Here is a 12,805-nt window from a genome sequence, read left to right as displayed (position 1 = left end):
GGCCCGTGGGTAGTATGTAGCCCGCTGTCATCGACCCACGACGAAACGGACCACCACGTGCCCCGCGCTTTGATCACCGGAATCACCGGCCAGGACGGCCTCTACCTCGCCGAGCTGCTGCTCTCGAAGGGCTACGAGGTCTTCGGCCTGGTCCGCGGGCAGAACAACCCGAAGTACGAGCTCGTGCGCCGCGTCGTTCCGGAGGTGACGCTCCTCACCGGTGACCTCACCGACGTCTCGAGCCTCGTCCGCGTGCTCGCCGTCGCCCAGCCCGACGAGGTCTACAACCTCGGTGCGATCTCGTTCGTCGCGTACTCGTGGGAGAACGCGTCGCTGACCTCCGACGTCACCGGCAAGGGCGTGCTCAACATCCTCGAGGCGACCCGCCTCTACGCCGGCGACGACATGTCGCGCGTGAAGTTCTACCAGGCCTCCTCCTCCGAGATGTTCGGCAAGGTGCAGCAGGTGCCGCAGCGCGAGGAGACCCTGCTCTGGCCGCGCTCGCCCTACGGCGTCGCGAAGGTCTTCGGTCACTACATGACCATCAACTACCGCGAGTCCTACGGCATGCACGCCTCGTCGGGCATCCTCTTCAACCACGAGTCGCCCCGGCGCGGCCCGGAGTTCGTGACGCGCAAGATCAGCCTCGCCGTCGCCCGCATCAAGCTCGGCCTGCAGGAGACCCTGGAGCTCGGCAACCTCGACGCGAAGCGCGACTGGGGCTTCGCCGGCGACTACGTCGACGCGATGTGGCGCATGCTGCAGCAGCCCGAGGGCGACGACTACGTGGTCGCGACCGGCGAGACCCACGAGATCCGCGAGTACCTCGACATCGCCTTCAACCACGTCGGCATCGAGGACTGGACCCCGTACGTCACGCAGAACCCCGCGTTCATGCGCCCGGCCGAGGTCGATCTGCTGATCGGCGACCCAGCGAAGGCCCGCGACGTCCTCGGCTGGGAGCCCAAGGTGTCCTTCCCCGAGCTCGTCGCGATGATGGTCGAGAACGACCTGGTCGAGCAGACCGCGCTGATCAGGTAGTCGTGCCCTCCGCTCTCGTCACCGGGGCGAGCGGCCAGGACGGGGGCTACCTCGTCGAGCGCCTGCTCGAGGACGGCTGGGACGTCTCCGCGCTGGTGCGCGGCGACGATTCCGCCTTCCCCTCGGCCGTCCGGCCCTTCGAGGGGGACCTCCGCGACGCCGCGGGCCTCGGCCGCATCGTCGCGGAGGCGGCGCCGGACACGGTCTTCCACCTCGCCGGGCTCTCCTCCGTCGCGCTGTCCTGGCAGGAGCCCGTGCTCACCGCCGAGGTCACCGGCACCGCCGTCGCCGCGCTGCTCGAGGCGTCCCTGTCGCTCCAGGAGTCGAGCGGGCGCCCCGTGCGCTTCGTGCAGGCGTCGTCGTCCGAGATCTTCGGAGCCGCGACCGAGAACCCGCAGACGGAGTCGACCCCGATCCGCCCGGTGTCACCGTACGGCGCCGCGAAGGCGTTCGCCCACCTCCTGGTCGGCGTGTACCGCGGACGCGGACTGCACGCCTCCTCCGGGATCCTCTACAACCACGAGTCGCCCCGCCGCCCCGACGCCTTCGTGACGCGGAAGATCACCGCCGGTGTCGCAGCGATCGCCGTCGGGGCCGCGAGCGAGCTGTCGCTCGGCAACCTCGACGTCCGTCGTGACTGGGGCTGGGCCCCGGACTACGTCGACGCACTCGTGCGCGCGTCCCGCGCCGACGAGGCGGGCGACTACGTCATCGCGACCGGAGTCTCGCACTCCGTCCGCGAGTTCGTCGCCGCCGCGTTCGCCGCGGCCGGCATCGACGACTGGGAGCACCTCGTCGTCCTCGATCCGCGCTTCGCCCGGCCCGTCGACGCCCCGGAGATGCGCGGCGACGCCTCGCGCGCCCGCTCCGTCCTCGGCTGGCAGCCGACGGTGGCCTTCGAGGAGATCGTCGCGCGGATGGTCGAGCACGATCTCGACCTCGCCCGACGCGCCAGCTGAGCCGCCGGCCCGCCGTCTCCCGGGTCGTGGAGCGGACGGAACGTACAATGATCCAGCTGCCGTGACGGCAGTGCTATGGCTGGGAGACCGATGAGCAGCAAGAAGTCGACGATCACGCGAGCGGCGGACCGCGTCGACGCGATCGCCCAGGAGCCCTTCCACCGCAGCGGCACGCAGCCCGGCGGCGGGAAGGCCGGCGGCTTCGTCTCGGCGTTGATCGACATCCTCCGCCACCGCGAGCTCCTCCGGCTGCTCGTCAATCGCGAGCTCAAGCAGCGGTACAAGGACTCGAGTCTCGGCTTCCTCTGGACGCTGATCCGCCCGCTCGTCATGCTGGCGATCTACTACATCGCGATCGGCCAGTTCCTCTCGGCGGCGCGCAACGTGCCGGAGTTCGCCATCTTCGTGTTCTCCGGACTCACGATCTGGGGTCTCTTCGCCGAGATCGTCAGCAGCGGCACGGTCTCTATCCTGAGCAACGGCGGGCTGATCAAGAAGGTCTACCTGCCGCGCGAGATCTTCCCGGTCGCCACAATCGGCTCCGCCCTGTTCAACTTCGCCGTCCAGTTCCTCGTGCTCATCGTCGGGGCGATCCTCCTCGGCGGGATCGACGTCAACTGGAACCTCCTCTACATCCCGGCGGCGATCGCGGTCGTGCTGGTCTACGGACTCGCGCTGGCCCTCGCGCTGTCGGCGCTGAACGTCTACCTCCGCGACGTGCAGTTCCTCGTCGAGGTCGGCATCCAGATCTTCTTCTGGCTCTCGCCGATCGTCTACGCCTGGGCCTTCGTGGTCGAGTCCGTGCCCGGCTGGGTCGCCCAGCTCTACCTGCTCAACCCGATGACCAACGCCGTGCTGGCGTTCCAGCGCGCCATCTGGTCGGCCGGATCGCAGACGGTGAACCTCGGCACGGAGGACGCGCCGATCCTCGTCGGGCCGCAGCCGTGGCCCGGTCACATGGAGCTCCGCCTCCTGCTCATCTTCCTCGTCGGGGTCGTGCTGGTGTGGATCGCCCACCGCATCTTCCGCCGCCTCGAGGGCAACTTCGCTCAGGAGATCTGATCCCATGACGCTCGAATCAGAGGTGTCCGTCCCCGACTCCGCGACGATGCCCACCATCATCCGCGTGCAGAACGCGTCCAAGCGCTTCGTCATCCGCAAGGACAAGAGCATCAAGGAGCGGATCGTCAACTTCGGCCGCGGGCGCCAGCACCGCGACGACTTCTGGGCGCTGAAGGACATCGACCTCGAGATCCCGCTGGGTTCGACGGTCGGCCTCATCGGCGCCAACGGCTCCGGCAAGAGCACGCTGCTGAAGCTCATCGGCGGCATCATCCAGCCGACCACCGGCACCGTCGAGCGCCGCGGCCGCCTCGCCGCCCTGCTCGAGCTCGGAGCGGGCTTCCACCCCGATCTCACGGGTCGCGAGAACGTGTTCCTCAACGGAGCGATCCTGGGACTGTCGCGCAAGGAGCTCGAGGACAAGTTCGACTCCATCGTCGACTTCTCCGAGATCGCCGACTTCATCGACACCCAGGTGAAGTTCTACTCGTCGGGCATGTACGTGCGGCTCGCCTTCGCGATCGCGATCCACACCGATCCCGATCTCCTCCTGGTCGACGAGGTCCTGGCCGTCGGCGACGAGCCGTTCCAGCGCAAGTGCATGGACCGCATCCGCGCCTTCCAGCGCGCCGGCAAGACCATCGTCCTCGTCACGCACTCCCTCGAGCAGGTCGGCGAGCTGTGCGACCGGACCGTCGTCCTCGAGCACGGGAACGTGATCTACGACGGCGAGACCGCCCGCGGTCTCGAGGTGCTGCGCAACGGCTTCGAGTCCTCGCGCCAGGAGCGCGTGGAGCGCGAGACCGCCGAGGCCATCGTCGAGGCGGAGGAGACGGGCGAGGAGCCCGAGCAGATCCAGCCGGCCGAGATCGTGAGCATCGAGCTCGACGGCGGCACGCTCGAGGAGGGCAACCGCACCCTGCGCCCCGGCGACCACCTCCGCGTCTCGGTGACGCTGCGCCCCCTGAGCAGCACCCCCCTCGAGAACTGGTTCGTCGGGATGGGCGTGGACACCCCCATGGGGCAGATCGTCTTCGGCACGAACACGATGCGCCTGGGCTTCGAGCACCCTCCGCTGACCGAGCAGACCACGATCGTCTTCGATCTGCCCGACATCCGCTTCGGCGGCGGCACCTACGCCGTGCACGCCTCCGCCTCCACCCTCGGCAACGGCGAGTTCACCCGCGTGCCGGTCGGCGCGCGGTTCACGGTCGAGCGCAGCGACAAGCGGGTCGGCCTCGTGAGCGTCGCCGCCACCGCGACGGTCGGCGGAGTCACGCGGGCGTGAACCGTCCCGTCCGCCTCCGCGTCGATGCCACTCCGCTCGCCGCGACGGCGATGACGGGCGTCGGGCACGTCCTCCTCGAGACGGTCCGCGCTCTCACCGACGAGCGCTTCGCGGACCGGATCGAGCTGACTCTGTTCGCTCCGCTGTCCGAGCGGGCGGCGGTGCGACGCGCGGCCCCCGCCGGCGTCCGCGTCGTCGGAGTCCCGCTCCCCCGCCGCCTGGTCGGGCTGCTGACCCGGACGCCCGTCCCGATCGACCTCCTGATCGGACGCGGGGTGTACTTCTTCCCCAACTTCCGCAACTGGCGGACGCTGAGCCCCTCGATCACGTTCCTCCACGACGTCTGCTTCGCCGCGGAGCCGGCACTGGTGCCCGTGGAGCGGAGGCGGTTCCTCACCGCCCACGTCGCCGGCTGGCTCCGTCGCACGAGCCTCGTGGCGACCGGGACCCCCTCGGCCGCCCGCGAGATCGAACAGCTCCTCGGGGTCGGCGCCGAGCGCATCCGGGTCCTCCCCACGACCGTCGACTCCGCCGTCTTCCGGCCGCGCTCGCGGGAGGAGTCGGCTGCGGTCGCAGGAGCGCTCGGCGTCGAGCGCTACGTGCTCTTCGTCGGCGCCCGCGAACCGCGCAAGAACCTGCCGCACCTGATCCGCTCCTACGCCACGGCGGAGCGTCCCGAGGGCCACTCGCTGCTGCTCGTCGGTGCGACCGGATGGGACGACGACGAGATCGTCGAGGCGGTCGAGAGCGCGACCAGGGCCGGTGCCGACGTCCGCATCGTCGCGCAGCCGGTCTCGGACGAGATGCTCCCCGCACTGATCTCCGGGGCGGACGCCCTGGCGCTCGTCTCGCACCACGAGGGCTTCGGACTGCCCGCGCTGGAGGCCGTCGCGTCGGGCACTCCGGTGATCGCGTCGGACATCCCCGGCATCCGCGACGCGCTCGCGGGCCACGAGGACGCCGCCGTGTTCGTCCGCCCCGGAGACCGGGACGCACTGGTCCGCGCTCTGCAGGACGCGATGCGTCTCCCGCGGCGGGTGGATCCCGGCGCGATCCGTCCATGGACCGATGCCGCGGAGGCCCTGGTGTCGGCCGCGGAGCAGCTCGACCGATCGCGCTAGCGGGCGGTCGGTCGACCGCCCGCCGGCGCGCTCAGCGGGCGTCCGTGGCGACGAAGTCCCAGAGCTCGGCGGCGTACTCCGCCCACGAGGAGTTGTCGCGACGCGACGCCTCCCCGCGCAGGCGTTCGAGCAGCGCATCGTCGGTCAGGAGCTCGCGCATGCCCCGTGCGATGTCGTGATCGTCTCGCGAGTCGACCGTGACCGCGCCGCCCTGCGAGGCGATCTCGGCCATGCTGCCGTACCGCGCGGTGAGCACCGGGGTGCCGACCGCCAGCGACTCGGCGACGGGCAGGCCGAAGCCCTCGTTGAGCGACGGGAAGACCGTGAAGCGGGCGAGCCGGTAAGCGCTCCACAGGAGCTCGTCGGTGATCGCCGAGAACGACGCGACCTCGCGCCCCTCGATCCGGAGCCGCTCCAGCTGGGCGTCGAAGCCCTCGCTGTTCCACGCGTTGCCGCCGATGAAGACCAGGCTGAACTCGTGGCCCTCCCGCCACAGCAGCTCGGCCGCGTGCAGCACCGCGAGGTGGTTCTTCCGCGGCTCGTGGCTGCCGACGCAGACCACCAGCGGGAGGTCCCCGGTGACCAGCTCCGCCGAGGCCCGGGCGAGGGAGGCGTCGTCGACGCTTCCCGCTTCGGACGGCAGGAGGATCCGCTGGATGTCGGGGCCCTTCCGACCGACTCCGGCCAGCATCTCGCGCCAGCCGCGGTACTCGACCGCGGCCGCCTCCGAGATCGTCGCGACGCGGTCCATGTGGCTCACCGCGACGAGCGTCCGCGAGAACGCGGCGCTCATGCCGATGTGCGCCGTCTCGGCGGTCGTCAGCGGGACGCAGTCGAAGCCGATCGTCGACGTGCGGTTGCCGCTGAACTCGGCGAGTGCTGCGATGCGGGACGTGCGCTCGTCCTCGGTCGCCAACTCCGGCAGCACGTAGCGCGAGCGCCAGGGCACCAGGATGTCGCTGGAGGGATCGGCCTTCGCGTCGGGCACGGTGCCGTAGAGGGCGTTGCGCCGCAGCGGCGGGTCGAGCTCGCGGAGGGTGCGGTCGGCGCCGTCCCAGCCGACGAGCACCATCTGGTGCTCCTTCGACCACTCGGCGATCGACTTGCGGACCACGCGCTGGATGCCGGTCGCGAGACCGGTCCGGGCGGTGTGGTGGACGTCGACGACGACCGCCGCGGTCACGACGCGCACGCGCGGCATCTGCAGTCGGTTGAGGATGAAGCCGTTGGCCCGCTCGCGCAGCACCGAGCGCAGCAGAGCCCGCGCACCGTCGAGCCGCACCAGCCGCACGGCGTCGATGACCTCGTCCCGGACCGGCAGGGCGCCGGTGACGACGGCGAGGGTCAGCCAGATCTCCTCGGTGGACGGCGCCTCGAGGACGCCGGCGAGCTGACGGATCAGGCCGTCCAGCTCGGCCTCGGGAGCCAGCTCGGGCGCGAGGGTCTCGAGGAGCACGCTCAGGCGGTCGACCGCCACGGACTTACGCACGGTCGACCGCCTTCTCCTCGTCGGCGCCCACCAGGACGCCCCACAGCTCCTCGGCGTAGTCGTCCCAGGTGCGCCGCGGCCGCGCGAGGGCCTCCGCACGCAGCTGCGCGATCTTCTCGTCCGACTGCAGCAGCTCGCGCATGGCCGCGTGGATCGCGTCGTCGTCACCGGGGTCGACCGTCACGCAGCCTCCGTCGGCGGCGATCTCGGCCAGCGAGCCGATGCTCGAGGTGAGGGCGGGGACGCCGAGCGCCAGCGCCTCCGCGACCGGGAGGCCGTACCCCTCGTGGGTCGACGGGAAGACGAGGAACCGGGCGTTCTCGTAGGAGGACACGAGCTTCTCGTCGCTGGCACCGCGCCAGAGCTCGACGCTGCGGCCGGCCTGCTGGGCCTCGCGGATCCGCACGTCGAAGACCCGGGTCGACCAGTCGTTCCCGTTGCCGATGAAGCGGAGCGTGAACACCAGGCCCTCCCGCCAGAGGCGCTCGGCCGCGTGCAGGACGGCGAGGTGGTTCTTGCGCGGCTCCGTGCTGCCGACGGCGAGCACGAGCGGGCCGACGGTCGAGGGCGCCAGCGACGCGTCGACCAGGTTGGGACGATCGACGGGCAGGGCGACGGTGTCGACCTGCGGTCCGGTGAGCCCCTGCGCCGGGAGGGCGTCGACGAAGCCGCGGAACTCGTCCGAGGCGGACTCGCTGATGCCGGCGACGCTGCTCGCGTGCTTCACCACCGACAGGTAGTTGACGAAGCGCGCCGTCTCGATGCCGGGCACCGTGTCGGCGCTGACCACCGGGATCGCGTCGTAGCCGATGAGCCCCACCCGGTTGCCCGAGTAGGCGGCGAGCGAGGCGTACGGCGCGCACAGGTTCAGACCGGGGACCTCGGGGATCAGGACAGTCGACCGGAACGGCACGACGAAGCGGACGACCTCGGGGTCGCCGTCGCGCCACGGCTCGGAGCGGATGTTCTCGTAGTCGATGACCCGCGAGAGCTCGATGTCGCTGAGTCGTCGCATGGCCATGGAGCCGTTGACCCAGGCGATCGGGGTGACGTCGTGGTGGCCGTGCCACCGGCGCATCGTGTTGCGCACGACCCGCTGGATCCCGGTCTGGTGAGCGTGACGGGCGCAGAAGTCGACGTCGGCGATCACCGCGTCGGTGACGATCTCGAGGCGCGAGCCGAGGTCGGCGTAGCCGGTGGAGGCCCGGGCGCCGGCCGACAGGAAGACCCGGAGGGCCTCGTGCGGCTCGCAGAGCTCGAGCGAACGGCGGAACCAGAGGAAGAAGTGCTCGACCGGGAAGACCGCGAGGAAGGAGGTGAGCGCCAGCCAGGTCAGGTCGTCGGAGGCTCGCTCCTTGGTGCGGCGGGCGATCGCGTCCAGCAGCGGACCGGGACCCCGGCCCGCGAATGCCTCGATCTCGACGGTCTCCAGGAGGAAGGGCGCGAGCTGCTCGAGGCGCTCGAGGAGGAGTGCGCGGCGCAGAGGCGCGTCGAGGTCCTCGGCGCTCATCCGCGACGCCCGAAGCGGCGCTGCGCGTACCGGACCGAGTGGCCGACCGCACCGCGGAGTCCGAGCTGCGACGCGCGGATCTGGAAGAGGCGCGCGGCGCGCAGAGGCTTGGTGACTCGCCACGAGAGCGTCTGCTCGAACGGCGCCGACGCCACGACGCCGCCGACGTGCATGTGCTTCAGCCACGCGTCGAGGGGGTCGTTGAGGAGGGCGTCCCGCTCGGCGCGAAGCTCCTCGAGGGTCTCGACCCGGGGGCTGCGCGGCGCCGCAGCCGTCTCGGCGACGTCCCCCGCAGATCCTGCTTCTGGCTTCTCGTCGCCCGCTCGAAGGCGCGGGTCACCGCTCACGTCTGTCACCCCGACAGTGTACTCGGAGCCGAGCACGGGCTCGGGGAGCGCGCCGACGGGCTCAGGTCGGTCGGCGGATCGGAGCCGTGTCGTTCACGGCCGACGCGTCGTCCTCGAAGAGCGCGGCCGCCGCGACCTCGGCTTCGCGCGACTCGACGACTTCGCCGGAGCGGTGGTGGCCGAAGACCCAGTACCGGTAGAGGACGAAGCGGAATCCGGTCGCGAGCGCGAGGCCGATCACGTTCGCCGAGATGTTGTCCGCGACGAGGTTGTCGAACCCGAGAACGTAGTGGGACACGTACAACGGCAGGAGGTTGACCGCCATCCCCGCCACGGCGACGGTGCTGAACTCCGCGAGTTCGCGGACGTAGTTCGCCCGCCGCTGCTCCCGGAAGGTCCAGTACCGGTTCCCGATCCAGGTGACGACGGTCGCCGCCGCCACCGCGACGACCTTCGCTCCGAGCGGACCCGAGAGCAGGTGGTCGCCGCTGAGGCGCAGCAGGTTGAAGACCGCCACATCGACGATCAACCCGAGGAATCCCACCACGCCGAACTTCAGCGCGTAGGCGATCAGGCTCCGGTAGGCCGCCCGCAGGCGCCCCGGGCGCGCAGCGCCGCGTTCCTCGGCTCCGCCCACGTCAGGCGGCGGAGCTCTGGGGCGGGCGGGTCCGCGAGCCCTCACGCAGGCGGATCCGGGCGAGGATCCAGAGCGCCTCGAAGCCGTCCTTCACGGTGATCTTCTTGCCCTCCTCGCGCGTCCGCGCCCTGTAGCTGATCGGCACCTCGTAGGGGCGGTGTCCCCGGGCCAGCAGCTTCGCGGTCACCTCCGCCTCCATGCCGAAGCCCTTCTCCTTGATGCCGAGCGAGCGGTAAAGCTCCAGCGGCATGAGCTTGAAGCAGGTCTCGACGTCCGAGACGTAAGCGTTGAAGAGGATGTTCGTGACGAGGTTCACGCCCTTGTTCCCGATCACGTACCAGTACGAGAACGACGTGTGCGAGCCGAAGGTGCGGCTGCCGTAGACCAGCTGCGCCTCGCCGTCGAGCACCGGCTGCAGCAGCGTGGGGATCTCGCTCGGGCGGTACTCCTCGTCGGCGTCGCAGATGATGACGTAGTCGCCGGTCGCCTCCTGGACCGCTCGGCTGATCGCCGCGCCCTTGCCCTGGTTCACGCGCTGGTGGAACACGCGGATCCGCGGGTCCTCGAGCGCGTCGAGGATGTCCTTCGTGCGATCGACGCTGCCGTCGTTCACGATCACGAACTCGATCTCGACCCCCTCCTGGAACCGGATCGCGAGGACGCGGTCGACTGCCTTCTGGAGGGTCGCCTGCTCGTTGTAGACGGGCATCAGGATGGACAGCTTCACGGTTCGGTGCTCTCTCTACTTCGCGGCGAGGACGTCGGTCGACGCGAACCACTCGATGGTCCGCGCGAGTCCGTCCTCGACCGGGATGCTCGGCTGCCAGCCGAGGATCTCGCGGGCCTTGCTGATGTCGGGCTTGCGTCGCTCGGGGTCGTCGATCGGACGGGGTCCGTAGGAGATGCGGGAGTCGCTGCCGACGAGGGCGACGATGCGCAGGGCGATCTCGCCCAGTTCGAGCTCGTCGACCGATCCGATGTTGATCGGCCCGGGGTCGGTCGAGTCGGCCATCAGCAGGACGCCGGCGACGAGGTCGTCGACGTAGAGGAGGGAGCGGGTCTGCGTGCCGTCGCCGTGCATCGGGATCGAGGACCCGGCCAGCGCGGCCTTCACGAACGCCGGCACCGCGCGACCGTCGTCGATGTCCATGTGCGGCCCGTAGGTGTTGAAGATCCGGACCACGCCGGTGTCGACGCCGAAGTGGCGACGGTAGGCGAAGGTGATCGCCTCCGCGTACCGCTTCGCCTCGTCGTAGACGCTGCGCGGGCCGTGCGGATTGACGTTGCCCCAGTACTCCTCGTGCTGCGGGTGCACGTGCGGATCGCCGTAGACCTCGGAGGTGGAGGAGAGGACGAAGCGCGCGCCGTCGCGCTTGGCCACCTCGAGCAGCGCCTCCGTCACCGAGGAGCCCGCGTGCAGCGTCTCGATCGGGTGCGCGAGGTAGCGCGGAGGCGACGCCGGCGACGCGAAGTGCAGCACCGCGTCGAAGGACCCGGGGATCGCCGTCGCGTTCACCGCGTCGTCCTCGACGAAGGTGAAGCACGGTTCGCCTCGGAGCGTCGCGATGTTCCGGATCGTCCCGGTGATCAGGTTGTCGAGGACGACCACCTCATGACCCCGGCGCAGGATCTCGGCTGCGAGATGGGATCCGAGGAAGCCCGCCCCGCCCGCGAGGAGGAACCGTCGTCTCTGCTCGACCACTGCGGGCTCCATCATCGCTCGTCGTCCGTTCCGCGGGCTCGGAAGGACAGCCCGAAATGCTAGCACGCGGCATCCGAGCGGGACTCGAGCGGCTGGGCTATCGTCGTCCCGGCCGCGCGACCAGGAGCGTCGGCCACGACGGAGGACTGTGACCACGCGCGAGCTCAGCTCATCCACCGCCACCGGCCGTCGTCGTCCCCGAGCGGACACCCTCGTGTTCTGGACGCTCGCGGTGGCCGGCCTGGTCCTGCGCATCCTCTTCCTGCTCAGTCCCGGGCACGTCTTCGACACCGACCACGCCACGGTGTTCCTGATGGCGAGGCACGTCGCCGAGGGCGAGATCCCCGCCTTCTTCTGGGGCCAGTCCTACGGAGGCACGCTCCTCCCGATCACGGCCGGAGCAGCGATGGTGGTACTCGGATCCCATGTCGAGGTGCTCGCGGTGGTCTCGGTCCTGTGGTTCCTCGGCGCCGCGATCCTGCTGAGGCACATCGTCGCCCGCGCAGGTGGAGCACTGGCCGGGACGACCGCCGGACTGCTGTTCTGGTTCCCCGGGGTGGTCATCCTGACGGTCAGCACGAGGGATCCGGGCTTCTACGGTCCGAGCCTGGTGACGGCGCTGGGCCTCATCGCGATCGCCACGGCTCCGCTGACCCGGCCGTACCTGTCCTGGATCGGAGCGGGCCTGCTCGGCGGACTCGCGCTCTGGTCCTCTCCGATGAGCCTGGCACTCGCCGCACCGGCCGCGCTCTGGTTGGTGCTGCGCGACATCCGGCACCCGCTCCGTCCGGTGATCGGCGTGTGCGCCGCGCTCGTGGCGGGCGCGCCCTGGATCGTGGAGGCGCTCCGCTCCGAGGGGGCGACGGAATCCCTCGGAGGAGGCACCTGGAAGCCCACCTTCCAGAGCGTCGTCTCCCTCTTCGACTCCATGCTCCCGGCCGCGTTCGGCGACGCCGCCGATCGCACCTTCAGCGCGGGCGTGGGCTGGGCGGCGGCAGTCCTGCTGGTCGTTCCGCTGATCGCCGGCCTCATCGTCCGCAAGGCGGGCTTGGTGCTCGTCTCGGTCGGTTCCGTCCTCGTCGTGACGGTGCTCGTGTACGGCGCGGGTCTTGACCTGGCTCCGGACTCCGTGCGCTACTCCGCCTTCCTCGCTCCGGGCCTCGCCGCCTCACTCGGCTGGCTCGTCTCGCGATGGCGACCACTCGCCGTCGCGGCGGTGATCGGCGCCGTCGCGTTCACGTCGATCGGGGTCTGGGATCGCTCCGATCGGTTCACGATCGACACCTCAGCGCGCTTCGACCCCGCTCTGCGACCGGTCGCGGAGCTGCTCGGAGCGCGCGGTGAGGACCACGTCTACGGCAACTACTGGTTGAGCGCGACGTTGACGGCTTCCACGGACGAGGAGATCACCGTCGCTCCTCTCGTCAACCGGCGCTATCCGCCCTACGAGGATCTCGCCGCCTCCGAGGACGCACCCGTGATCGTCGTCGACACCGGCCGGTTCAACGACGTCGAGCTCGACACATCGACCGTGCTCCCTCCCCGGGAGCGGGTCGAACTCGGGAGGTACACCGTCTACTTCTTCTCGGACGGGTTCGACGTGTTCGACCAGCCCTGGGGACTGTTCTGACCCGACAGGACTGGTCCGG

Annotated in this window: 12 protein-coding genes; 6 read left to right on the top strand and 6 right to left on the bottom strand. The window is 70.4% G+C overall.

The genetic code is table 11. The features are described from left to right. Window positions 1-57 precede the first annotated feature (57 nt). The 5 genes from C1I63_RS11150 (at window position 58) to C1I63_RS11130 (ending at window position 5,471) form a co-directional block, all read left to right on the top strand. A complete protein-coding gene (locus C1I63_RS11150) occupies window positions 58-1,041 on the top strand; it encodes a GDP-mannose 4,6-dehydratase (protein WP_055788154.1) in 984 nt (327 codons plus the stop codon). 2 nt (window positions 1,042-1,043) lie between these two features. Further along, a complete protein-coding gene (locus C1I63_RS11145; RefSeq protein WP_107574828.1) occupies window positions 1,044-2,000 on the top strand; it encodes a GDP-mannose 4,6-dehydratase in 957 nt (318 codons plus the stop codon). A 90-nt stretch (window positions 2,001-2,090) separates the two neighbouring features. Then, window positions 2,091-3,062, top strand: a complete 972-nt coding sequence (locus C1I63_RS11140) for an ABC transporter permease (protein ID WP_107574827.1) — start codon at window positions 2,091-2,093, stop codon at window positions 3,060-3,062. 4 nt (window positions 3,063-3,066) lie between these two features. Continuing rightward, window positions 3,067-4,350 carry an ABC transporter ATP-binding protein gene (locus C1I63_RS11135; RefSeq protein ID WP_244907038.1) on the top strand — a complete coding sequence of 428 codons (1,284 nt, stop codon included), beginning with the start codon at window positions 3,067-3,069 and terminating at the stop codon, window positions 4,348-4,350. Further along, window positions 4,347-5,471, top strand: coding sequence for a glycosyltransferase family 4 protein (locus C1I63_RS11130; protein WP_107574826.1), 1,125 nt, complete (start codon window positions 4,347-4,349; stop codon window positions 5,469-5,471). Before C1I63_RS11135 ends, C1I63_RS11130 begins: the two co-directional genes overlap by 4 nt. Before the next feature lie 31 nt (window positions 5,472-5,502). On the opposite strand, the gene C1I63_RS11125 is transcribed toward C1I63_RS11130, so the two are convergent. Genes C1I63_RS11125 through C1I63_RS11100 form a run of 6 tightly spaced genes read right to left on the bottom strand, consistent with a single transcriptional unit; the run spans window position 5,503 to window position 11,171 of the window. Further along, complete coding sequence (locus C1I63_RS11125) at window positions 5,503-6,960, bottom strand: glycosyltransferase (protein WP_146168449.1); 1,458 nt, start codon at window positions 6,958-6,960, stop codon at window positions 5,503-5,505. After that, on the bottom strand, window positions 6,953-8,470 hold the full coding sequence (locus C1I63_RS11120) for a glycosyltransferase family 4 protein (protein WP_107574824.1): 1,518 nt from the start codon (window positions 8,468-8,470) through the stop codon (window positions 6,953-6,955). Before C1I63_RS11120 ends, C1I63_RS11125 begins: the two co-directional genes overlap by 8 nt. Continuing rightward, window positions 8,467-8,826, bottom strand: a complete 360-nt coding sequence (locus C1I63_RS11115; protein ID WP_139344413.1) for a hypothetical protein — start codon at window positions 8,824-8,826, stop codon at window positions 8,467-8,469. The genes C1I63_RS11120 and C1I63_RS11115 overlap by 4 nt, the downstream gene beginning before the upstream one ends. 52 nt (window positions 8,827-8,878) lie before the next feature. Then, complete coding sequence (locus C1I63_RS11110; protein WP_107574823.1) at window positions 8,879-9,454, bottom strand: GtrA family protein; 576 nt, start codon at window positions 9,452-9,454, stop codon at window positions 8,879-8,881. Between the two features lies 1 nt (window position 9,455). Further along, window positions 9,456-10,181 (bottom strand): glycosyltransferase family 2 protein, encoded by a 726-nt coding sequence (locus C1I63_RS11105; protein ID WP_107574822.1) that lies wholly within the window; start codon window positions 10,179-10,181, stop codon window positions 9,456-9,458. Window positions 10,182-10,196: 15 nt separating this feature from the next. Next, window positions 10,197-11,171, bottom strand: a complete 975-nt coding sequence (locus C1I63_RS11100) for an NAD-dependent epimerase/dehydratase family protein (protein WP_244907037.1) — start codon at window positions 11,169-11,171, stop codon at window positions 10,197-10,199. A 133-nt stretch (window positions 11,172-11,304) separates the two neighbouring features. On the opposite strand from C1I63_RS11100, the gene C1I63_RS11095 reads away from it, so the two are divergent. After that, the gene (locus C1I63_RS11095) at window positions 11,305-12,786 is read left to right on the top strand and encodes a hypothetical protein (RefSeq protein ID WP_107574820.1); all 1,482 of its coding nucleotides are present in this window, start codon (window positions 11,305-11,307) and stop codon (window positions 12,784-12,786) included. The last annotated feature ends 19 nt before the right edge of the window (window positions 12,787-12,805 follow it).

The organism is Rathayibacter caricis DSM 15933 (assembly GCF_003044275.1).
GTDB classification, from domain to species: domain Bacteria; phylum Actinomycetota; class Actinomycetes; order Actinomycetales; family Microbacteriaceae; genus Rathayibacter; species Rathayibacter caricis.
Note: the sequence above shows the minus strand (reverse complement) of the source record. Positions and strands in the feature narration are given on the sequence as shown.